The 22,885-nt window shown below is 37.5% G+C and carries 17 protein-coding genes and 1 pseudogene; 15 read left to right on the top strand and 3 right to left on the bottom strand.

Annotated elements, in window-relative coordinates; all coding sequences use genetic code 11:
• Positions 1 to 28 precede the first annotated feature (28 nt).
• The 3 genes and pseudogenes from rlmD to mgtE all read left to right on the top strand — a co-directional run bounded on the left by rlmD (position 29) and on the right by mgtE (position 4,904).
• Entirely contained in the window at positions 29 to 1,309 is a 1,281-nt protein-coding gene (gene rlmD / locus RSA43_00895) for a 23S rRNA (uracil(1939)-C(5))-methyltransferase RlmD (protein ID MEG2495844.1), read from the top strand.
• Positions 1,310 to 1,389: 80 nt separating this feature from the next.
• Positions 1,390 to 3,477 carry a hypothetical protein gene (locus RSA43_00890; GenBank protein MEG2495843.1) on the top strand — a complete coding sequence of 696 codons (2,088 nt, stop codon included), beginning with the start codon at positions 1,390 to 1,392 and terminating at the stop codon, positions 3,475 to 3,477.
• Positions 3,478 to 3,479: 2 nt separating this feature from the next.
• Positions 3,480 to 4,904 (top strand): annotated as a pseudogene (mgtE, locus tag RSA43_00885) (magnesium transporter).
• Between the two features lie 137 nt (positions 4,905 to 5,041).
• Here mgtE and RSA43_00880 read toward each other — a convergent pair.
• Both RSA43_00880 and RSA43_00875 read right to left on the bottom strand, forming a co-directional pair.
• Positions 5,042 to 6,436 carry an amino acid permease gene (locus tag RSA43_00880; protein ID MEG2495842.1) on the bottom strand — a complete coding sequence of 465 codons (1,395 nt, stop codon included), beginning with the start codon at positions 6,434 to 6,436 and terminating at the stop codon, positions 5,042 to 5,044.
• 7 nt (positions 6,437 to 6,443) lie between these two features.
• Positions 6,444 to 7,514: a class I fructose-bisphosphate aldolase gene (locus RSA43_00875; protein ID MEG2495841.1), complete on the bottom strand. Its 1,071-nt coding sequence runs from the start codon at positions 7,512 to 7,514 to the stop codon at positions 6,444 to 6,446.
• Between the two features lie 192 nt (positions 7,515 to 7,706).
• Here RSA43_00875 and RSA43_00870 point away from each other — a divergent pair, with 192 nt between their 5' ends.
• From RSA43_00870 to RSA43_00825, 10 genes are all read left to right on the top strand, one after another.
• A complete protein-coding gene (locus RSA43_00870) occupies positions 7,707 to 9,347 on the top strand; it encodes a hypothetical protein (protein ID MEG2495840.1) in 1,641 nt (546 codons plus the stop codon).
• A gap of 29 nt (positions 9,348 to 9,376) precedes the next feature.
• Positions 9,377 to 9,853, top strand: a complete 477-nt coding sequence (locus RSA43_00865; GenBank protein ID MEG2495839.1) for a hypothetical protein — start codon at positions 9,377 to 9,379, stop codon at positions 9,851 to 9,853.
• 150 nt (positions 9,854 to 10,003) lie between these two features.
• Positions 10,004 to 10,978: a methionine ABC transporter ATP-binding protein gene (locus RSA43_00860; protein ID MEG2495838.1), complete on the top strand. Its 975-nt coding sequence runs from the start codon at positions 10,004 to 10,006 to the stop codon at positions 10,976 to 10,978.
• A 5-nt stretch (positions 10,979 to 10,983) separates the two neighbouring features.
• A complete protein-coding gene (locus tag RSA43_00855; GenBank protein MEG2495837.1) occupies positions 10,984 to 11,661 on the top strand; it encodes an ABC transporter permease subunit in 678 nt (225 codons plus the stop codon).
• A complete protein-coding gene (locus tag RSA43_00850; protein ID MEG2495836.1) occupies positions 11,662 to 12,498 on the top strand; it encodes a MetQ/NlpA family ABC transporter substrate-binding protein in 837 nt (278 codons plus the stop codon).
• Positions 12,499 to 12,578: 80 nt separating this feature from the next.
• Positions 12,579 to 12,932 carry a DUF721 domain-containing protein gene (locus tag RSA43_00845; GenBank protein ID MEG2495835.1) on the top strand — a complete coding sequence of 118 codons (354 nt, stop codon included), beginning with the start codon at positions 12,579 to 12,581 and terminating at the stop codon, positions 12,930 to 12,932.
• A gap of 9 nt (positions 12,933 to 12,941) precedes the next feature.
• Positions 12,942 to 15,362: a DNA topoisomerase (ATP-hydrolyzing) subunit B gene (gyrB, locus tag RSA43_00840; protein ID MEG2495834.1), complete on the top strand. Its 2,421-nt coding sequence runs from the start codon at positions 12,942 to 12,944 to the stop codon at positions 15,360 to 15,362.
• A gap of 10 nt (positions 15,363 to 15,372) precedes the next feature.
• Positions 15,373 to 17,877, top strand: coding sequence for a DNA topoisomerase (ATP-hydrolyzing) subunit A (gene gyrA, locus RSA43_00835; GenBank protein ID MEG2495833.1), 2,505 nt, complete (start codon positions 15,373 to 15,375; stop codon positions 17,875 to 17,877).
• 35 nt (positions 17,878 to 17,912) lie between these two features.
• On the top strand, positions 17,913 to 18,563 hold the full coding sequence (gene tmk, locus RSA43_00830; GenBank protein MEG2495832.1) for a dTMP kinase: 651 nt from the start codon (positions 17,913 to 17,915) through the stop codon (positions 18,561 to 18,563).
• A gap of 6 nt (positions 18,564 to 18,569) precedes the next feature.
• Positions 18,570 to 19,373: a hypothetical protein gene (locus tag RSA43_00825; GenBank protein ID MEG2495831.1), complete on the top strand. Its 804-nt coding sequence runs from the start codon at positions 18,570 to 18,572 to the stop codon at positions 19,371 to 19,373.
• On the opposite strand, the gene RSA43_00820 is transcribed toward RSA43_00825, so the two are convergent.
• A complete protein-coding gene (locus RSA43_00820; protein ID MEG2495830.1) occupies positions 19,370 to 20,071 on the bottom strand; it encodes a hypothetical protein in 702 nt (233 codons plus the stop codon). The two genes, RSA43_00825 and RSA43_00820, sit on opposite strands and share 4 nt — an antisense overlap.
• Positions 20,072 to 20,238: 167 nt before the next feature.
• Here RSA43_00820 and RSA43_00815 point away from each other — a divergent pair, with 167 nt between their 5' ends.
• Entirely contained in the window at positions 20,239 to 20,838 is a 600-nt protein-coding gene (locus RSA43_00815; protein ID MEG2495829.1) for an L-threonylcarbamoyladenylate synthase, read from the top strand.
• Positions 20,839 to 21,006: 168 nt separating this feature from the next.
• Positions 21,007 to 22,885: hypothetical protein (locus RSA43_00810; GenBank protein ID MEG2495828.1), on the top strand; the 1,879-nt coding region annotated here is incomplete at its 3' end.

Below are 22,885 nucleotides of genomic sequence, written 5' to 3'. Positions count from 1 at the left end.
CCGATCTTTTAAGTGTGTCGTTCAATTAATGTATAGTAGTTTTATTACGGATATCGTTTCCGTGACTTCGGAAGGTTTCGGAATAGGGTCTTTCGGTAATATCAAAGTGTTTATTCCTGGGGGATTTCCAGGAGACAATCTTGAAGTGTCCATTATTGCCGAACGTAAAAACTATCTTCTGGGAAAAATCGTGAAGATTGTATCGCCTTCCGTTTTAAGAGAAGAAGCTCGTTGTAAGCTTGCGGGAACATGTAACGGCTGTCCTTTGATGGGCTTGGTGTACTCCGAACAGCTTGATCTTAAAAGAAATAGAGTTGTCAGCGCTTTTCGTAAGTTTGCATCTCTTGATATTCATGTTCCTTCTTGTCTTCCCTCACCGGAGCGATTCGAATACAGAAACAAATTGGATTTTTCAATAGACTTCCCTAATCGTAAAATTGGATTTTCCGTTTCAGACGAGAATCGTTTTACGGAAATTCCCTACTGTTTTCTTGAAAAAGGCATTAATAACATTTTGGATTTTTTCAGACAAAACCTATCGCGTTTTCCTCCTTGTTCTCGTTTAATTATCAGGCGAAGTCGTTTTTCGGGACAATATCTTATTTGTTTGGCTACCGATCAAAAAAATACGGAACCTTTTAAATCTCCGGTTGATAAACTTATTAAGGCTTGTCCTTCCGTTTCCGGAGTCGTTCTTAATTGCAGAAAAGATCTTAAAGAGTCGTATTTTTCCTCTCGTTTTTCATTAATTTTCGGTTGTGATTATTTAAAGGAACAATTTTTAGGAAGCGTTTTTAGAATAAGAGCGGGAAATTTTTTTCAGGTAAATCATCTTCAGGCTGAATGTTTGTTTCGGACCGTTTTGGATATGATAGAGGGGCCTAACGTAATCGACGGATTTTGCGGTATAGGAGTTTTAAGCATACTCTTAAAAGACAAATGTCGTAAAGTCATTGGGGTGGAGTGTGTTCCGAGTTCAATAAAATCGGCAAATGAAAATGCGATTTTAAATAAAACGAATCATTGTCTTTTCATATGCGATAAATTGGAGAAAATTTTTCATCGCTTACCGGATTGCGATACAGTCGTATTAAATCCTCCTAGAGCAGGGTGTGAGAAAATATTGATCATGAATTTATTAAAAAAACGACCGAAAAAAATCATTTTCATTTCTTGTCATCCTGAATCTTTGGCTAGAGACTTAAATTTAATGAAAAATGATTATTCAATAAAAAATGTCCTACTATTCGATATGTTTCCTCAAACAATGCATGTTGAGACGGTTGTTGAACTAATTCTTCGAATATAGAGTTTTACATAAATTAGAACTATTGACTATTTTTTTTAACTTGATATGATCTTGTCTTGAATCCTTTTTACGGATTGTTTATGAAGTCATTTTTTTTTAATACTTTATTTACGGATGTTTTAGAAACGGAAGAAATAGGTACGATATCTCTAACGGATTTTTGTTTATTTGAAGCTGGACGTTTGCCGCGTTTTGAATTAAAAGAATCATTTATTGCTTTAGCAACTACCATATTGCTGCTGAACCCGCAGGACAGGGTATTGGTTGTCAAAATAGCTCACCTGTCCTTCGAATACGGTAATTCCGAAAACGATATCGATTTTTTTTCTTATGCAATCTCCGTTTTAAACCAATCTCTATCCTTAACGGAGGAGTCGTTTGAAGTTGAATACTTAAAATATAAGTGTCGTTACGGTATTTACTTGTTTTCTCAAGACCGTTCCTCTTTAGTTTGGGCAGTCGAACATATTTTAAAAGCGGACAGGTTATTGGATAAGTTAAACATACAGTCGCATAGTTTTCTTATTTGCTTTTATCTGGATAAAGGAAAAATACATCTGTCTCTCTATCTTGAATCTCTTGAATTAATTGATCTTAGTGTGGCCGAAACTTCTTTTAATCGAGCCTTAGAATTATGTGACGGCAATGTTTCCGAGATTCATTTTTATATAGGAGAAATGCTGGCTTGTAAGAGCATGCATTTAGGACGAAAATCAATGATGAAAGAAGCATTGAAACATTTTTCCAAGGCTATTTTTTTATCTTTCAGATCTAAAGGAGACTGTGAGGCCGGTTATAAGGAGTATTGGCTTAAATATGCTCTTAACGCTAAACGATTATTTGAAATTACTTGTTCCGAAGAAGATTTCATTCTCGCTGATGAAATTTTAAAAAATTCCTTACAAATTTTTTCAACTTCATCTTTATTACAACTTTCTTGGGGTGAACTTTATTTATATTCCGGTTGGTTGAAAGGAGATTTGAATAGGATTGAAACGGGTTTAGAAAAATTAACTTCTTTTCGAGGAGAGATTGATGACTTTTTAAAATTAAAGTTATCCGGTCTATTGGCTACCGGAATCGGTATGTTAGGACATTTTTTGGAAGATCCCGATTTATTAAGAGAGGGAAGAGTTCGCATTTTATCTCTGTTATCCTCATTTCCCATTAATACCGATTTATTATTTGCCGCTGGTATGACTTATTTGTGTTCCGGTTTATATTTTGACGATGAACGATTTTTTTCTTCTGCCGTAGCTTATTTTTCGGCTTGCGTTGATCTGGAACCACATTTTCTGAAAGCTCGATACGGTCTTTACAAGGCTTATTTTTCTTGGGGGTCTTTTAAGAGAGATCTTCGTCTGCTAGGAAAGTCTTCAGAAATCATTAATTTTATCATTTCCTTAAGACCCGATTGTGCACTTTATCGTATGTTTAAGGGTTGTTCTTTGTTGGCAATCGGAAAATATGATTTCGAATCTGCTTATGCGGAGTTTTATTTTAAAGATGCTGAAAATTGTTTTTTACAAGCTTGGCGAATCGAAAATCGTTTTGAAATTTTATCTTATTGGGGACAATCCTGTCTTTTAATCGGCAAATTGTTGAATGAAGAAGAATTTTATAAGAAAGCGATAAAAATATTGAACTATGCTGAATCCTTATTTCCAAACAAGAATATGATTATGCCTTTCTATCTTGAGGCTCTTTTCGAGTACGGTTATTATTTTTTTAATAAGGAATCGCTATTTCAGGTTGTGGATCTTACGGCCGGTTTATTAAAAAATGATGGTTTTAATGAACTTCTGTGGATGTTTTTAGGAGGAGCTTTGGTAGCTCTGTCTTTTTGTTGTTCGGAGATGGGATATTTGAAAGAAGATGTAGATTCTTTAAGACGAAGTGCCGAGAAATTTCTTATTAAAGCTTTAAATTTAGGCAGTCTTGAGGCTGATTATTGGTTGGCATGCTTATATTCTATAGAAAATTTGTTAGATAAATCCTTATACTACTTGAGAAGGGCTTTGATGAGTGAGGTAACTCCTCCAATGTTTTTCTCTGATAGGAATCTTTATTTGAAAAATCTTAAGGATTCGGAATTGTTTAGGAAATTTTTATCGGAATACGAAGCGTTATCTTATCATGCCGATGAAAAGTTTCGTTCCGATTATTAAAAGGATAAAATTATATGGATTCCAAGACGAGTCATTTGGACGATGAATTGAGCTTTCGATTAGAGAAGGCTTTTAATCATTTATCGCAAGACGTTCATTCTCATGATATAGCCAAAATAGCGACTGAATATAATCCCATAGATCTTGCTTATGCGGTTTCTGGGCTTCCTCCTGTAATGAGATCGATTTTATATAAAAATCTCTCCTGTATGACTTCAAAAGTAGCATTTATCATCAACACGGATTCGGCCTCTCGTTGGGCTATTTTCAGAAAGCTGTCGGATAATGAGATTTGTGCTCTTATCGAACAGATGCCTCCTGATGAAGCGGTTTGGGTGTTAGATGATATTCCCGATAGAAGATATAGGAGAGTTTTAGATTTAATAGACTCTAAAAAGGCTCTCAAAATTAAAGATCTGCAAAAACATAGTCGTAATACGGCCGGAAGGTTGATGACGAATGAATTTTTTGCTTTTTCGATGGAAACCACTATTAAAGAAGTTGCTTCTTCTTTGCGTAATAACCCTGGAATTGATTTAACAAGATTGGTATTCGTTTTGGATTTTAAAGGGGAATTACAGGGAGTAGTTACGGATAGAAGTTTGATTATCAGTGCTCCGGACGTTTTTTTAAGACAAATTATGAGTCAGGTCGAACACAAAGTTCTTCCGGATGCTACGAGAGAAGAAGTAGTTGATTTGGTTGAAAGATATAAGATTGCGGCTCTTCCGGTTGTGGATGAGGAAAATTTTTTGATAGGTGCAATCACGTACGAAGATGTTGTTGAGGCTATTGAAGATATTGCAGACGAAACAATTGCTAAAATGGCAGGGACTGGAGAAGATGTCGGTTATCATAATTACAATGTTTTTCAAAGATTTTTATCCCGAGCTCCTTGGTTGTTGGTAACGTTATTTGCAGGATTGGTTAGCGCTGCGATAATGGCTTATTTTCAACAAATAGCTCCCACTTTGCTTGCTTTAGTCTTATTTTTTATCCCTCTTATTAACGGTATGTCCGGCAATGTGGGAGTTCAATGCAGTACGATTCTCGTAAGAAGTATGGCAACGGGTACTTTGTCTTTAGGTCGACGAAAAGATACGATTTTTAAGGAAATGAGTATTGGATTATTGACTGGGGTCGTTCTCGGGATTTTTTGTGGATTTATTGTTTATATGATGAGTTTTTTGAAAATAGGAATGTTTGCCGGAAATAGCGTTCAATTGGGGATTACCGTTGCATCGGGAATTTTAGGAGCATCTTTGACAGCTACCACTTTAGGGGTTCTTTCTCCCTTTTTCTTCGTTCGCATCGGAGTAGATCCTGCTCTGGCATCCGGCCCGATTGTGACGGCTTTTAACGACATCATGTCAATGACGATCTTTTTTGTGATTACTGCTTTTATTCAGTACCTATTTTTTACTTAACAATCTACCTAAAAAAAGAAAGCATCCTAGGATGCTTTCTTTTTCTTTTTTGTATAAGTCATCTCCATGAGAAGGACCGGATAAAATACAAACCGAATTCCGGTTCGCATTTTTTATTAGTGTTCTCCTAAACATTCTTAGACTGCTTCTTTTCTTTTTTGTATGGCGTAAATGATTAAGGGAAGAATTAAACAAAATAAGAACCCCGATATCAGGGAAATTTCATATTTTATCAATTCATGAGCCTCCATTAACATCTTAGGAGGAAAAAAGCTGATCGTTAGAGCCAAAATACAGCAAAAAGCACCTGTCAATACTAGTACCCACATACCGAAATTACCGCCGGGAATTTTATAAATTCTCTTAGTTTGAGGTTGTTTGTATCGTAGAACGATTCCCGCTAAGAACAAGCAAATGTACATAACCAAATACATTTGCGTACTTAATGCGCTGAGGATCCAGTAAGCTAGGTCCGCACTGCTCAAGCAAATAAAAGCTGCCGTAAATATCGTTACCATTATAGCTTGAAATAGCATCAAATTAACGGGAACGTCGTTTTTATTGACTTTTTGTAAAATCTTTGGTAGGCATCCCGATTTCCCTGTGATATATAAACCTTTAGTTCCGGCAAACATCCAAGCATTCATCTCGCCTAAAGAGCCTGCAATCGTTAAAAAAATAATAATGGGAGTTATCCATTGCAAATTATACTTATTGAAAAACAGAGAAAAGGCATTTATTAAACCCGAAACAAGACTGATTTCGGATTTAGGTATAACGATAGCTATGGAAATAGATCCCAAAACTAAAATTGCCAGTGTACAAAAGGCTCCGAAGAAAACGGCTTTCGGATAACTACGCTTAGGATCTTTCATATCGGAAGCTAGGTTGGCATTAGCTTCCAATCCGCTTAGAGCTAAAAACATACCTGCCAGCAACGCAAGAGAAGAGTAATCATTGAACTTAGGAATAAGGTTTGATGAATCGAAAGAGATTGCTATTGGGTTACCGCCAATAATCCAATACAAAGCCAATGTCACTAATATAATACCGGGAATAATAGTTCCAGCTATTACACAAATGGTACTGAACCTAGCGGAAATCGAAACACCGCGGAAGTTAAAAAAGGTCAATCCCCAAAAACCTACTAAAATAATACTCATCAAATAAATCTTGTTATGAGCAAGACTCGGATTTATGAGATAACTTAAAGAAGCTCCAACAAAAGCCAACATAGCAGGATACCATGTCATGTTATGAAACCATTGCATCCAGATAGCAAAAAACCCCCATTTCGGTCCGAAAGATTCTTTAGCCCACGCATAAATTCCTTGAGGATGCATAGAGGCTAATTCAGCTGAAATCAGAGCATAGGGGATCATAAACCCCAAAACGGCTAATCCGTAATAAAAAAGAGTGGATAAACCCTGAGTTGCCGTTAGAGGTAAGTTTCTTAAACTAATAACAACGGCCAGTGATAACATTGCCAAAGTAAACGTTCCCAACGGCTTGTCTTTTTTATGTTTATGCATATTGTCCTCACGCTATTGTAACATTCTTATTTAAATAAATATCTTGAATCGTTTCCAAGATATCGACTCCTTCTTTAAAAGGTTTTTGGAAAGCTTTTCTTCCTAATATCAATCCCATGCCTCCGGCGCGCTTGTTAATAACAGCTGTTCTTACCGCTTCGGCCAGATCATTTGTTCCGGAAGGACCGCCGGAATTGATTAAACCTATTTTTCCTGCGAACGAACAAAGGACTTGATAACGACATAAGTCTATGGGGTGATTGGAAGAGAGTTCAGTATAGATACGATCATCGGTTTTTCCGAATTTTAATTTTTTAAACCCTTCATTACAAGTAGGTAATTTTTGTTTAACGATATCGGCTCCCAAAGTTGCCCCCAAATGATTTGCTTGTCCGGTTAAATCGGCTGCTGCATGATAATCCGTTTCAGGTTGTGAGAAGTGGTTGTTTCTTAAATAGCACCAAAGAATAGTAGCCATTCCAAGATCTCTGGCTCTGGAAAAAGCTTCGGAAACCATGATAATCTCTTCTCGACTTGTTTCCGATCCGAAATAAATAGTGGCTCCGACAGCAACGGCTCCCAAATTATAAGCCTCTTCAACTTGGGTAAAGAATATTTGATGGTAGGTATTCGGATAAGAAAGAAGCTCGTTGTGATTAAGTTTTACGATAAATGGAATCTTATGTGCATATTTTCTCGATAATAAGCTTAACACTCCATAAGTCGAAGCCACCCCGCTGCAACCGCTTTCGACAGCCAATCTGATTATATTTTCGGGATTGAAGAATTCCGGATTAGCCGCAAATGTTGCCCCTGCCGAATGCTCTACACCTTGGTCGACAGGTAAAATGGACAAATAGCCGGTGTTTTTAAGTCGACCTTGAGAAAAAAGAGACTGTAATGATCTAAGCGTTCTATTATTTCGATCGGATTCCGTGAAAACGGTGTCTAAAAATTGCGGAGAAGGGAGGGTTAAGGATTCTTGACTTATATGACGACAACGATAAGTTAAGAGTTCTTCAGCCTCGTTACCGAGGAGGCGATTTATAATACTAAGTATGGAAGAGTCGGCTGTCATTTCAAAAACTCCGGTTTATATTAAGAAAAATTTACCTCATACTGAGGCATACCGATAATAATTCACAAATTAATTTTTAAACACCTAGGTTATTAAAATATTTTTTCATTATTAAAAATTGGTTGTTTAGTATTTATCTTTTTAACTTTTTGATTTAAAATGGATTTTTACAGGCAATATAATTGGTGATTAATGAATAATTTTGCGGTACTCCCCAATTCTCCGAAGTCTTCGAATATTGGTAATTTGATAACTCGAAGAAACACGTGTCTTAGAATTGCACGGACTTTGCTTGTGATTTCTCTAATCGTAGGCTTGTTTGCTGCGCTTGCCGGAATATTGATGGCACCTTTGCCGCTTTCCATTTGTCTTTGGATTGTATTTTTTTCCGTTTCCCTAGTTGCGCTGTCCTTTTTAATATTTTCTCATTATTTTTCCAATCGTATTCAACATGGATTGGAAAAAAAGATCGAAATGAATGAGCAAACAACAATTGATTACATTGAGCGATGCAACACTCTTAAAAGTCTTCGGGATGACAAAAGCGTTCGGTTTAGGCCACTTAGTATATCTTCTCAAAAAAAAGAAGAACTCAAACGATTTTTCATAAGTGACAATCCTTTGTTGAGTTTTTTCAAAAGACTTCAAAATCTTTCTGAAAAAAAGACTATTAACATTAATGTCAATACAGAATTAGCTAAAATTTTACTGAACATCGGTTTGAGCTTTTCAAAAAGCGAACTCGAGCCTTTAGCGGGCTGGGTGCGTGATTTTTTTCATATTAAAACTAAGGATATTTGCGCTTTGTTACTTGATACGAGTGAAAAAGAGTTAGTAGATTCACAGGGTGTTTTTAGAAATAAAAATTTTTTTGAGATTTATTGTGTTTTTATAGCCTTAATAGAGCTACAAAATGAAGATTCCTTGAATGAAAGCTCGTCAATGGTCTTTTCTAAATTGTTAGCGGAAAGAGCTATTATCAAAGCCGACACTCTTTATAAGTCATTAGGGCTTGAGGATCCTTTCACTCAGTGTGATTCCGGTTGTTTGAATGCAACGGCTGAGGTTATAAATACTTATTTGATAGGAGGGCTTAGTTTTGTCGAGTTGCAACAAGTCAAATTAAATTTAAGAGATAAGTTATTGCGTGAATCCTATTTATTCTCAAATGAAGCAAAATATAAGGCTGTTGTTGAAAAACATCTTCAACAAAACAAACTATTCCATTTATTCATATTGAAATTATTTAAAAGGGATTCGATACATTTGTTTGATTCAATTCCTGATCCTGAAAATGAGGATTCAAGAGGAGCTATTCCCGTTGTACCGTCTACTGAGAGCAGTCTTGAAGAACGAGTCGAAAAAGAACAGGCGTATAACTCAATTTTAGACAAAGGTAATAAATTAGGTGACCTTCCGGTAAGTAACACATTCCAAAAATTAATGCTGTTCAGTTCTGACCGTTCTGCCGTTATAGAAGATTTCTCAAATGCGTTTGTCGAGAGCAGTAGAGTGTTGGCTGTATGTCCTTGTCTTCTGGCTGCCGTACTTCTAAATTCCGACAAACTTCGGAAGTTTTTAATGGAAATGGCTACAATTTTCAACGCAAAATATGTGTCTCTAAGTAGTATCTTGAAATTCTTTGATCACATGCTAAGAGGTTATTATTATTCGGCACAAGTAAGCAATCCCACGGCATTCGAGGAAGGATTGCAATTTGTCGAGGAGCAAACGGGTGTTTCCAAAGAAGAATTGTTGTTATTGATTTTGGAAGGAAAGCTCTTAAAATCAATTTTTGATGAAACTTGCAAATCATCAAAACAAACGAAATAGTTTATTTAAAAATTAAAGGATTAAATGTTATGGCCTTTATGCCTGAAGTTCCTCCAGTTATGAACATATCGATTTCTTCTTCTGACGAAAATTTGCTTGAAGAAGCATCTTTGACTCAGGGAAATAGTCTCAGGACCGATGTTCCCAGAATATTCGAAAAAAAAGCAAGTTCGCTTTTAAATAAGGTTCAATTTGTTTGCGGTATGCTTTTTATAATTCTTGCGGTAATTTTTACGATTATCTCCTCTCTCGGATTGATTGCCGGTCTTCCCGTCGTTGCAGGAGTTTGCATCGGTATTGTGACATTATGCATAGGAGTAATTCTTGTTTTATCACAGATATATTTTAACGGAAAAATAAAGACGGAAAAACAACTGAAGAAAATTGTAAGTTTAACGGAAAGACATCACCAGAATTATCTTGCAATCGATGATCTCAAAACCGCTTTGAAAAAAGCGGTCACACAGATGGATGAGTTGTCGGATGTAACTCCCATTTTCGAATAAATCCGATTCGGAGCCAATAAATTCAAACAGGAATTCATTGTCTCGATCCATTGCTTAAAATTATGGTTTTTTTTCGAAAGGTACGCTACAATCTGTTGCCGTCTTTAATTTTATTTTCTTGATTCAATGATATCGAGACCTCTTATAGAAGTGGAACACATTTTTAAATCGGTTTCAGTTAGAGGCTGTGATACCGTTTTGCTTCAAGACATTTCTTTTTTTGTTAATAAAGGAGACATTTTTGGGATCATAGGTTTCAGCGGATCCGGAAAATCGACGTTATTGCGTTGTCTCAGTGCTTTCACGGAGATAACTTCGGGGACTATTACAATTCAAGGCGGACAAAATTCGTGCGATAGGTCTTCCGTAGGTCATGTTTTTCAGGATTTTCGTCTTTTTTTTTCAAAAAACGTTTTGGATAATGTCGTCTACCCTCTACTCATTTCTAGAAAAATCAGCAAAAAAAACGCCTTGAAAGAGGCTCAAAACCTGCTAGCTGCCGTAGGGTTGGAGCATAAGAAAAACGATTATCCTAGCGCTTTAAGCGGAGGAGAAAAGCAAAAAGTAGCCCTAGCCAGAGCTTTGGTTATGAATCCTTCAGTTTTGGTCTGCGATGAAATTACTTCCGCTCTCGACACACGATCAACCGAAGATATTCTTAATATTCTAATCGAAATGAATAGCGTTTCCGGATTGACCATAGTCTTTGTCAGCCACGAAATGAATGTTGTAAAGAAAATTTGCAATAGAATTATGGTTATGCATCAGGGAAGAAAAATTGAGGAAAAATTCTCCGAAGATTTATTTTTACGGCCCGAGCATGACTTGACTCGAATGTTGATTGGAGGAGTCGAAGATTTTAAAAAATATAATGATTTTTTGACAAAAGACGATACGGAAATTTTAAGGTTAGGTTTTCTCAAAGAAAATGCTTTTCGTCCGATCATAGGAGAATTGCTGAAAAAAATTCCCGTAATTGTTAATATTCTTGCCGGTGATATTGATTTACTGTGTCGTTCTCCTGTCGGTTTTCTCGTCATTGCTTTAACGGGACGGGAGTCGGATCGGATTAATTTTCGTAAATCTCTTGAGAAATTTCACGTTGTCGTTTCAAGTCCGGTTTAAAAAATATGGTATTTTGGAAAGATCTTTCGTTTGCTCTTAGTTTAATTCCCAAAGAATTATTAAAGACACTTTACATGGTAGGTCTATCTTTCGTTTTATCATCAATTATCGGATTCTCTTTGGGTTTGTTTTGTATCATCGCAAATGCAAAAAACGGATATCTCAAAAAGATTAACAGTGGGATCCAATTATTATTGAATTTTTTGAGCTCCGTGCCTTTTTCCGTATTGATTGTTTTTTTATTTCCTCTAACAAGATTAATTGTCGGTACCAGTCTAGGTGCTACCGCTTCCGTCGTGCCTCTAACTATAGGGATGATACCTTTCGTAACAAGGTTAGTTGCGGAAACGTGTTTACCTGTTTATCGTTATTTCAGAGAAGCGGCTTTGTCTCTCGGTTCTTCTTCTTCTCAAACCGTATTCAGAATAGTTCTTCCCGAATGTCTACCTTCTTTGATTGCAGGTCTTAAATCGATTGTAGTTAGCGTAATAGGTTTATCCGCTTTAGCTGGGTTTGTAGGTGGGGGTGGTTTAGGACAACTGATTATGCAATACGGTTATTATCGATTTAATCCGTTTGTAGTCGTCTTGGTCCTGATTGTTACGTTAATTCTGGTAGAAACTACCAATTTTATAGGTAATGTTTTGATGAATCATATTCTTAAAAAACGAGGACTTCTTTAAATGAACCGTAATTTATCCGTTTTTATTTTGCTTTTATGCTTCCTCTGTAGCGGATGCCGAAATAAATCTAAACTTTCGGAAAATATTACCGAGATATCTATAGTGGCTACACCTACTCCTCACGCTTTAATTCTGAAACGGATCAAACCGAAATTGGAAAAAGAAGGAGTATTTTTAAAAATAATCGAAGTAGATGATTATAAAATACCTAATCGATTGGTTGCGGACAAGCAAGTCGATGCCAATTTTTTTCAGCATATTTTATATTTTGAGAATGAATGTCGTGAGTTGAAATATAGCGAATTGGCTATTCTTACACCGGTTCATATAGAGCCGATGGGGATTTATTCCAAGAAAAATAAGTCGTTACAAGACTTTCGGAATGATTCTTGTCCTCTAACCATAGCTGTTCCTATTGATGTGACTAACGAAAAAAGAGCTTTGGATCTTTTGTCGTCGTTGTCTTTAATTCGTTTTAAAGAAGAAAAAGATTCTTTGAATACCGCAACGGCGCGAGATGTTTACGGTAATGAACGTAAGATTACTTTAGTTGAGGTTCCCGCGCCTATGCTCATCCGTAGTCTGAATGACGTCGATTTGGCGGTGATTCCCGGGAATTTTGCTTTGGCTTCCGGTTTGAATCCTAAGCGGGACGCCTTATTTATCGAATCGATTGATTCGCTTAAATACGTTAATATCGTTGTCGTTAGAAGTGAAGATTCGGAAAAGCCCGAGTTTGTTTTATTAAAAAAGTACCTTTCCGATTCTGAAATCAGGGATTTTATTGAAAATGAATTTCAGGGAGCGATCGAAATTTCTAATTTTACCTCGTCTTGACTTTTTTTAAGGAAGATTTATAATGGGTTCTCTTTACTGAGGCACCGAAATTCCAGGTTATTTTCACTTTAGAGGTATGGGTGAGTCGGTTTTTTTCGAAAGATAACAATTCACTGAAACGTGCAAAAAGATCTCTTACGGCAACAACCACTACATCTTTAAAAGACGTTCTTTTTGAAGCGGAGATTCGTTTCAAAAAAATGAAGCGGGAGTCTTCTTTGGAAGTTATGGAAGCATGGGACTTGATTATAAATGAAAAATTTAAAAATATGTCTCGAGCCATAGGGTTTATCGATTCCGTTTTAAAGGTCGTCGTATATAATTCGTCATTCTATAGCTCTCTTAAACAATTTAATCAGAAGATTTTAATGGAACGTTTACGGGCGCGCGTTCCCAGAACAACAGTAACAAGAATAGAATTTTTCTTAGGGTAACTTAAATTTATGAATTCTCAAGATAATCATTATGATGCGTCGGCTATTACCGTTTTGGAGGGGCTACGAGCGGTAAGAGAGCGTCCCGGAATGTACATAGGAGATACCGGTGTTGGAGGATTACATCATTTGGTTTACGAAGTCATTGATAACAGTATCGATGAGGCTATGGCCGGTCATTGTTCGTCCATTGATGTAAAGATTTTAAAAGACGGCGGCATCTCGATAGAGGATGACGGGAGAGGGATTCCCATTGAAATTCATAAAGGGGAGTCTCAAAAAGCGGGTAGGGATGTGTCCGCTTTGGAAGTTGTCTTGACGATTTTGCACGCCGGAGGAAAATTTGATAAGGAGAGTTATAAAGTTTCCGGAGGTTTACACGGAGTAGGGGTTTCTTGTGTCAATGCGTTGTCTTCGACTTTTATTGCTCGAGTTTATAAAAACGGCTTTATTTATGAAATGACCTTCTCGAAAGGAGTTCCGACTAGTGAATTAGAGATTAAGGGCAAAACCGATAAGCGGGGAACTCAAATCGTTTTTTACCCGGATACTAAGATTTTTGCTTCCGTTGATTTCGATCGGAGTATTTTGGTTAAGCGATTTAGAGAATTGGCTTTTTTAAACGGCGGTATTTCGATTGGCTTTCAAGACGAAAGAGATGATTCTTTTGATAAAATCGTTTTTTCTTATGAGGGCGGTTTACGTTCGTTCGTCAATTATCTGAATGAAAACAAGGAGTGTTTATTCAATACTCCGATTTATTTCAAAGGGGTAAAAGAGGGGGATGACGGTCTTGTTGAGTTTGAAGTGGCTATGCAATGGAACGATGGGTATATCGAACTCATCCATTCATACGTCAACAATATTCCCACAAGATCAGGCGGTTCTCATCTGACTGGATTTTCAACAGCTCTTACTAGAGTATTGAATGCCTACATTAAGAATCATAATTTGCTCAAATCGGATAAGATCTCTTTAACCGGAGATGATATGAGAGAAGGATTAACGGTTGTGATTTCCGTTAAGGTTCCTAATCCTCAATTTGAAGGACAAACTAAACAAAAATTAGGGAATAGTGATGTCGGGTCTATAGCTCAACAGGTTACCGGTGAAGGATTAACTGTTTTTTTCGAAGAAAATCCTCAAACCGCCAAAATGATTGTAGATAAAGTCTTGATCGCGGCCCAGGCTAGAGAGGCTGCTAAAAGAGCCAGAGAATTAACTTTAAGAAAAAGTGCATTGGATAGTGCCAGATTGCCGGGGAAGTTGATAGATTGTTTGGAAAAAGACCCAATGAAATGTGAAATCTACATAGTTGAAGGTGATTCTGCAGGTGGGTCGGCTAAGTTAGGAAGAGATCGTAAATTTCAGGCGATACTTCCGATTCGCGGTAAAATTTTAAATGTCGAAAAAGCTCGTTTACAGAAGGTTTTTCAGAATCAGGAAATAGGTTTTATCATAGCCGCTTTAGGTAGCGGTATAGGCCCCGGAAGCTTTAATATCGATAAATTGCGTTACAGAAGAATTATTATTATGACCGACGCAGATGTTGATGGATCTCATATTCGTACTCTTTTGTTAACGTTTTTCTATCGTCATATGCCTGTTTTAATTGAGAGCGGATGTGTGTATATAGCTCAACCTCCATTATATAAAGTCAGTAGGAAAAAAGAATTTCGGTACATTTTATCGGAAAAAGAGATGGATGAATATTTGCTTTCTTTAGGGTCGGGAAATGTTAAGATTGTTCTTACGGATGGACAGGAGTTATCCGGAGAATCCGTAAAAAGTTTGATATCGGCAATTTTAGGAGTTGAAAGTTTTATTTCGGGATTGGAGAAAAAAGCCGTTCCTTTTGAAGAATTCATTGAAGCCGGAAATGAATCCGGAGTTTATCCGATGTATTCCGTTTCTTGGGAAACAAATAAACAACAGAACATTCGTTTTATCTATTCCGATGAGGAACTTGATTTGCTCAAGGAAGAATTTTCTAAAGAAGAAGTTCCCTTTAAGTCCATAGAGCTACATAAGAAGACTTCTTTTGTTGAGCTTAATAAAAATTTGGAAAGTTACGGATTGAAATTATCCGATTATTCGATCGTTTCCAAGCAAGGGTTATTAACCGTAATTACGGAAGATAAGGAAGTTAAAGTATGTCGTTCTCTTAAGGATGCTATAGATTTTCTTCGAATAAACGGAAAAAAAGGCATAGAAGTTCAGCGTTATAAAGGTCTTGGAGAAATGAATGCGGATCAACTCTGGGATACTACTATGAACCCGAATCAACGAACTTTGATTCAGGTTGCGGTAACGGACGGGATGGAAGCCGATCATACGTTTACTATGCTTATGGGCGAGGATGTGCCTCCCCGAAGAAATTTTATTGAAAGTCACGCTTTATCAATTAGAATGAGTAATTTAGATATTTAAGGATTATTATATGTCGTTCGGAAAGGATGAGATCATCTTACCTAGAAATTTGGAAGAAGAAATGAAAGAGAGCTATCTCCGTTATTCAATGTCCGTCATTATTTCCAGGGCTCTTCCGGATGTAAGAGATGGTCTTAAACCCTCTCAGAGAAGAATTCTATATGCTATGAGACAGCTTAATCTATCTCCCGGTAGCAAACACAGAAAATGTGCTAAAATATGCGGAGATACTTCCGGAGACTATCATCCTCACGGTGAAAGCGTCATTTATCCGACTCTCGTTAGGATGGCTCAAGATTGGTCAATGAGGTATCCTCTTGTTGACGGACAAGGTAATTTCGGTTCAATAGACGGAGATCCGCCTGCGGCTATGCGATATACCGAAGCCAGATTGACCGGAGGGTCGCTCCAGTTAATGGAGGACTTAGATAAAGACACAGTGGACATGGTGGCTAATTATGATGAGACTCGTATGGAGCCGACGGTGTTTCCTTCTAAATTTCCTAATCTTTTGTGTAATGGTTCTTCAGGAATCGCAGTGGGTATGGCTACGAATATTCCTCCCCATAACCTGCGTGAACTTGTCGATGCTACTCTTCTGGTTTTAGAGGATCCTGAAACAACTGTTGAAGATATCATGCGTGTAATGCCGGGCCCCGATTTTCCTACCGGAGGAATCATCTGTGGAACCGAAGGTATTCGTTCTACTTATTTGACCGGAAGAGGGAAGCTAAAGGTCAGAGCAAAAATGATTGTTGAAGAAAGTAGCGACAAGTGTAGAGATGCCGTTATCATTACTGAATTACCGTACAACGTCAATAAATCTCGTCTAATCGAACAAATCGCTAATTTGGTTAATGATAAGACTCTCGTCGGTATATCCGACGTTCGTGATGAATCGGATAAAGAAGGCATTCGGGTTGTTATCGAATTAAAAAGAGGAGAGCAATCGGAAATTATTATTAATAGACTGCTGAAATTCACCGATGTTCAGGTGACTTTCGGCGGTAATATGTTGGCTTTGGATAAGAATCTTCCGCGAACCATGGATATCAAACGTATGATATCCTGTTGGATTCGTCATAGAATTGAAATTGTCAGACGTAGGACGAGATACGAACTTAACAAAGCGGAAGCTCGGGCTCATGTTTTACAGGGTTATTTAAAAGCTGTATCGATGTTGGATGAAGTCGTTAAAACGATTAAAGAGAGCGATAATAAAGAGAACGCGAAGATTCGATTGATTGATTTTTTTGAATTTTCAGAAAAACAAGCTCTTGCCATATTAGAGCTTCGGCTTTATCAATTAACCGGACTTGAATTCGAAAAGCTTAGAAAGGAACATCAGGAACTCACTATTAAAATTGTTTATTACAAAGATGTTTTGGCTCAAGAAATCCTTGTAAAAGATATTATTCGCGGAGAATTGACCGATGTTTTGAAGACTCATTCTTCAGTAAGAAGGACTCAAATAGAATTAGCGGAGAGTGATTTAAAGGATATAGAGGACATTATTGTCGATGAGCCTGTAATTATTACCGTATCGAAAGATGATTATGTCAAACGTATGCCGATTAAACTGTTCAAGGAGCAAAAAAGAGGAGGTCAAGGAGTTTCCGGGTTCGACATGAAGAAAGAAACCGACTTCTTAAAGACTGTTTATGTAGCTTCTACGAAAGATTATTTATTGATTTTCACGAATTTAGGTCAGTGTTTTTGGTTAAAAGTATGGCAACTTCCTGAAGGTGAGAGACGTTCTAAAGGGAAATCTTTGGTTAATTTTTTGGAAGGTATTCGTAAAGATGAACGTGTAGCTGCCGTTGTGCGCGTAAAGGATTTTGGAGAAGGAGGTTTTCTTTTCTTGACGACTCGACACGGAGTAGTTAAAAAAGTAGATCTTCAAGCGTTTAGCAATCCTCGTAAAAAAGGTATTCGGGCGCTTGAAATCGACGAAGGTGATGAGTTAATCATGGCGAGAAGGATTCTTAGTCTCGAAGATAAGATCATGTTATTTACTCATATGGGAGCAGCCGTTCGATTCCCTCAAGATAAAGTTAGAGCCATGGGAAGAACAGCTCGAGGGGTAAGAGGGGTTACCTTAAAAGGAGCTGGAGATCGAGTTGTAGGTTGTGAGGTCGTATCCGATGGTCAATCTGTTTTGATTGTTTGTGAAAAGGGATGCGGTAAACGTTCGTTAGTTCAAGGTTTTAGAGAAACGAACAGAGGGGGAGTGGGTGTTCGCTCGATTTTGACAAGTTCGAGAAACGGTAATGTTTTAGGGGCATTGACTGTAACGGATCACGATAGCATTTTGATGATGTCTGCTCATGGACAGGCTATTAGGATCAGCATGAAAGATGTTAGAGTGATGGGGCGATCGACTCAAGGAGTCCGTCTCGTACATTTAAAAGGGGATGATGTTTTGGTTGCTGTTGAAAAATTGTCTGGGATCGGAGAATCCGAAGAAGTTTTGGACCAGGATAGTGAAAAACTATCGGAAGTAAAAGAGAATTGATTAATTCTTATTTATTTTTATAGAGGACGGTGTTCTTGTTTATTTCCATAGAAGGCGGTGAAGGTTCCGGAAAAACTACTTTAGCTCGGAATTTAGTTAGGGAACTGAAAGATATGGGCAAACAAGTTGTCCATACCAGAGAACCTGGAGGCTCTCCTTTAGGCGAAGAGTTGAGGGAGATTCTTTTAAAAAAAGAAGCTTTGGATTTAAATCTTCCTGCTGAACTGCTCTTGTTTTTGTCATCTAGAGCTCAGCATTTGGAGGAGGTTATTCTTCCGGCTTTGCATAGAAAAAATATCGTAATCTGTGAAAGATTCCATGACTCGACCGTTGTGTACCAAGGATATTCTCCTAACGAAAGTATTGTTGAGTTGGATTTCGTCGATTCTTTTTGTAGGCGGTTTTATGATTTCTTTTTTAAAGAAACAAACTGGATGCCCGATATTACTTTTATTTTGGAAATACCTTCATACGAAGGTATTCTACGCAAAAAAAAGCAAAGTCCTCTAGACAAAGTAGAAGTGAGAGGTTCTGAATTTCATAAAAGGGTTGAGAAAGGATTTCAATTAATGAAAGAGAGATATCCGGAAAGAATCAGAGCAATAGATGCTTCTAAACCCGTTCATGAGCTTTCTCAGGAAGTTCTTGAAATTGTTTTTTGTTTTCCCGGTTTTTTGTGTGCTTAAAAATTTATGGAAGTATTCGATCGGCTGATTGCTAATAATGAGTTTCCTCAAGCGGTGGTTCTTCTATCCGAAAGATCTAATTTTGTGGAGTCTAAAGTTCGTCAGATTACTGAAAAAATTCATTATCGTGAAGGCGTCTCTCGTCAATTTATAGCAGATAAGAATCGCCCTGATCTTTACGAATATTTTCCGGAAGGGAAAATATATCTTCATTCTATTGATACTATTCGTAGCATGACTAAAAAAGCTTATGAAAAGCCATTCATCTTCACAACGAAAATATTCGTCATTTATGCTGCTGATAGAATGTCTTTATCCGCTTCTGCTTCTTTGTTAAAAATTTTAGAAGAACCCCCGGCGGATACTCTTTTCATTCTTACTTCAAATAAAAGGAAAAATCTAGCGGAAACGATTTTATCTAGATGCAAAATCTTTTTTCTTTCCGAAGAAACATCCGTTATTGAGAACTTTTTCTCCGAAAAAATTTTATTTTTAAACACGTCAAGATTGTATCTACTCAATGAATTTTTGAATAATAAATCACCCGATAAAAATGAAATTAAGGAAATTCTTAATTCTATTTTGCTTGCTTATAGAGATCGATTCTTATTAGAACACGATATGATTGATTATATGAGTTTTTCTTCTCATAAGGAGAGTATTCGTAAATTACCTTATCTGTCTTTACATAGGGTTTTAGACGTCATAAACAAAGCCTACGAGGCTTTGGAAAAAGGAACCAACAAAAGTTTTTGTCTGGAACGGACTCTATTGGAGTTAGAGCATCTTATTGGTTTAAATGCCGTTTAATTTCCGGACTCGATAACACTTACAAATTTATTGAATAGAATGCCGGGAATTTCGTGTCCCCCATCAAAGGAAATAAATTCACTGGTGATTCCTGGACCTTGTAAAACTTCGCTTAGTTTCTTTGCTGCTTTCCAAGGTAAAATATCATCACGAGTGCCATGCGTTTGAATTATACTTAGTTTCTTCTTAGTCATGGCGTATTGTCGCCACTTGGTTTCTTTTACTAAGGTGCCTGATAATACGAATAAACCGGGAAATTGATGATGAGAGCTTAAGATTACGTCCGTAGAAATCATGGCGCCTTGACTAAAACCGCCTAAAAACGTTCGTTCGTGCGGAAGATTAAGATCTTCAACAAGATTTTTTATGGCTTCCGTGGGTTTAATAAAAAGCTCTTCAGGAAACAATTCGGAAAGCTTTTTATCCGAATGTTGATATTCATCGGTTAAAAGTTGAGAAATACTTAAAGGAAACCAGGCTCTTCCTTCCGAAAATCCTTGAACCGGTTCGATTCCTCTAGGAAAAATCCAAGTAGGCTTGACATCCTTAAAATGACAATAATCGGGAAAAAAAGTTAAATCATTGGCATTCGCTCCGTATCCATGTAATAAAATTATAATAGGGTCTTCGTCATTTCCGGGAGTTTCCATAAATTCTAAACCTCCGATCATTTTTTTAACAAAAGAATGATTTTCCATAATGTACTAGTCCTTGTCTTGATTGTTTAAGATTTTGGTTAAAAACTTATTTTTATAATTTATTTTTATAAATATTTCTATATTAAAATCGAATTTTTATTCTATAAATTTATTTTTTCCGATAAAATATCAAATCTTTTTTAAAACTTAAGAAGACGGTCATTTTTTTGGAAGAAAAACTATCGGAGGCGGCTCTTAAAATGTGTGAAGGGGAAATTGTTATTTTTCCTACCGATACGGTTTACGGTTTAGGGGTTTCATTATATTCGGAAAAAGGTGTGGAGAAAATCTTTTCTCTTAAGAAAAGATCCGAAGATAAGCCTTTGGCAATTTTAATTGCCTGTTTGGATGATTTGGAAGGGATTGTTTCCGAATATTCCGATGATTTTTTAAAATTGTATGAAACATTTTTTCCCGGTCCGTTGACCGTGCTTCTTCCGATGACGGATGCTCTCAAATGTTCTCGTTTTTATTCAAATACTCCTTTTATAGGAGTCAGGAGCCCCGATCATCCTATTCCCTTAGCCCTAATTAAAAAATTGGGACATCCGATTGTAGCAACGTCTGTTAATTATTCAGGGATTTCTCCTGAGAAGGACTTAACGGACATACCCGAAACAATCAAAGAGCAAGCTGCTGTTATTTTTGAAGATGACGAATCCATAAAAGGTGTTCCTTCTACCGTTATTTCCTTAACTCCTCTAAAAATTTTACGAGCGGGAATAATTACGAAACAACAAATAAACTTTGCTCTTTATAGAAAATAATATTTCTTATATCATGTATTGTTTAATTAATTATTATAATAATTTATTATGAATGTTATTAATGGGTTGTCTAGGGCAATTTCTTCAGAATTGGATTCTCGACTTATTCAAAAAGAAAATTGTTCTTTTTTGCGTAATACGATCTCCTTAATAGCGGGAGTAATCCTTTTGCTTCTTGGCATATTGATGCTTATTTCTCCTTTCGTAGGATTGTCAACAACCATTGCCTATATAATGGGAACGGTAATTTTAGTAGTAGGCCTTGCTTTGTCCATTGTATCTCTTGTGAAGATGGACCAAGCGTCTTTTCTTAAAATAACAAGGTTATCTAATTATTCAGATATGTTGGAGCGTGCAATATCCGGTGTTAATTTTGTGAATTCTTCAGGTTTCGGTCCTGATACGAATCCTTTGGCTGCTTCAATATTCCCGAATCTTATGAACCCCACGTGTCAAAGGGATTCCATACTGAATCCTTTTTCTCGAAAACGTGATATGATTCGTATAATATCGATTGTTTTGGGTGTTGTTTGTCTTGCATTGACGGTATTATCCTTTACCCTTCTCCCCCTTTGTTTACCTGTCAGCGGTTATATGACGATAGGAATGATTTCGTTAGGTTTAGGTGTTTTGTTCTTATCAATGGGAATCTATTCTTATAAAGCTAAAATAATGATGGCAAGAGCATATGCTCTCAATATGCAGACCGGTTTAGAAAAACAAGTGATAAGAACCAAAGAAGAAAGAGCTGAGGAAGGAGGAGAAAGGGCTACGGCAGAAGCAAGAGCCTCCGGAGAAATAGAGGCAGCAGAGAAACTTGAAGACATCGTGAGCACCCTAAATAATACGGTTGGCGGTATATATGATGCAACTTCCTTAGCAGTTGAGGCAACAGTTGATGGCGTGTCTAACGCAGCAAGCAGTATAGTTGGCGGTGTATCTAGTGCAGCAAGCAGTATAGTTGGCGGTGTATCTAATGTAGTAACCGGCGCAGGCGGCAGGGTATCTAGTGCAGCAAGCAGTATAGTTGGCGGTGTATCTAGTGCAGCAAGCAGTATAGTTGGCGGTGTATCTAATGTAGTAACCGGCGCAGGCGGCAGGGTATCTAGTGCAGCAAGTAGTGTAGTTGGCGGTGTGTCTAGCGTAGTTGGCGGTATATATGATGCAACTTCTTTAGCAGTTGAGGTAACAGTTGCTGTCGCGTCTAGCGTAGTTGGCGGTATATATGATACAACTTCCTTAGCAGTTGAGGTAACAGTTGCTGTCGCGTCTAACGCAGTAAGCAGTACAGTTGGCGGTGTATCTAATGTAGTAACCGGCACAGTCGGCGGTGTATCTAGTGCAGTAAGCAGTATAGTTGGCGGTGTATCTAGTGCAGCAAGCAGTATAGTTGGCGGTGTATCTAATGTAGTAACCGGCACAGTCGGCGGTGTATCTAGTGCAGTAAGCAGTACAGTTGGCGGTGTATCTAATGTAGTAACCGGCACAGTCGGCGGTGTATCTAGTGCAGTAAGCAGTATAGTTGGCGGTGTATCTAATGTAGTAACCGGCACAGTCGGTGGTATACGCCATGCACCGATACGAGTGATAGCGGAAGGCGGCAGACGACAAAGACGAAGACGACGAAGACGAAGTGCAGCAAGTAGTGTAGTTGGCGGTGTATCTAATGCAGCAAGCAGTGTAGTCGGCAGTGTATCTAATGTGAGTACTATCTTATGTGGTGCAATGGAAACGGTAAATAATACGGTTAGCGGTATATATGATACAACTTCCTTAGCAGTTGAGGCAACAGTTGATGGCGCATCTAACGCAGCAAGTAGTGTGGTTGGCAGTGTGTCTAATGTAGTAACCGGTGCAGTTGGCAGTGTATCTAACGCAGCAAGTAGTGTGGTTGGCAGTGTGTCTAATGCAGCAAGCGGTGCAGTCGGCAGCGTATCTAATGCAGCAAGCAGTGCAGTTGGCAGTGTATCTAACGCAGCAAGTCGTGCAGTTGGCAGCGTATCTAATGCAGCAAGCAGTGCAGTTGGCAGTGTATCTAACGCAGCAA

The organism is Victivallaceae bacterium (assembly GCA_036659455.1).
Taxonomy (GTDB): Bacteria; Chlamydiota; Chlamydiia; order Chlamydiales; family Chlamydiaceae; genus JAVXCN01.
This window is presented reverse-complemented; position numbering and strand designations above follow the sequence as displayed.

Bases quoted from the DNA above. Each gene is read 5' to 3' on its own strand.
- rlmD (MEG2495844.1), top strand. From the start codon at position 29: ATGTATAGTAGTTTTATTACGGATATCGTTTCCGTGACTTCGGAAGGT.
- RSA43_00890 (MEG2495843.1), top strand. From the start codon at position 1,390: ATGAAGTCATTTTTTTTTAATACTTTATTTACGGATGTTTTAGAAACG.
- RSA43_00880 (MEG2495842.1), bottom strand. From the start codon at position 6,436: ATGCATAAACATAAAAAAGACAAGCCGTTGGGAACGTTTACTTTGGCA.
- RSA43_00875 (MEG2495841.1), bottom strand. From the start codon at position 7,514: ATGACAGCCGACTCTTCCATACTTAGTATTATAAATCGCCTCCTCGGT.
- RSA43_00870 (MEG2495840.1), top strand. From the start codon at position 7,707: ATGAATAATTTTGCGGTACTCCCCAATTCTCCGAAGTCTTCGAATATT.
- RSA43_00865 (MEG2495839.1), top strand. From the start codon at position 9,377: ATGGCCTTTATGCCTGAAGTTCCTCCAGTTATGAACATATCGATTTCT.
- RSA43_00855 (MEG2495837.1), top strand. From the start codon at position 10,984: ATGGTATTTTGGAAAGATCTTTCGTTTGCTCTTAGTTTAATTCCCAAA.
- RSA43_00850 (MEG2495836.1), top strand. From the start codon at position 11,662: ATGAACCGTAATTTATCCGTTTTTATTTTGCTTTTATGCTTCCTCTGT.
- gyrB (MEG2495834.1), top strand. From the start codon at position 12,942: ATGAATTCTCAAGATAATCATTATGATGCGTCGGCTATTACCGTTTTG.
- gyrA (MEG2495833.1), top strand. From the start codon at position 15,373: ATGTCGTTCGGAAAGGATGAGATCATCTTACCTAGAAATTTGGAAGAA.
- RSA43_00825 (MEG2495831.1), top strand. From the start codon at position 18,570: ATGGAAGTATTCGATCGGCTGATTGCTAATAATGAGTTTCCTCAAGCG.
- RSA43_00820 (MEG2495830.1), bottom strand. From the start codon at position 20,071: ATGGAAAATCATTCTTTTGTTAAAAAAATGATCGGAGGTTTAGAATTT.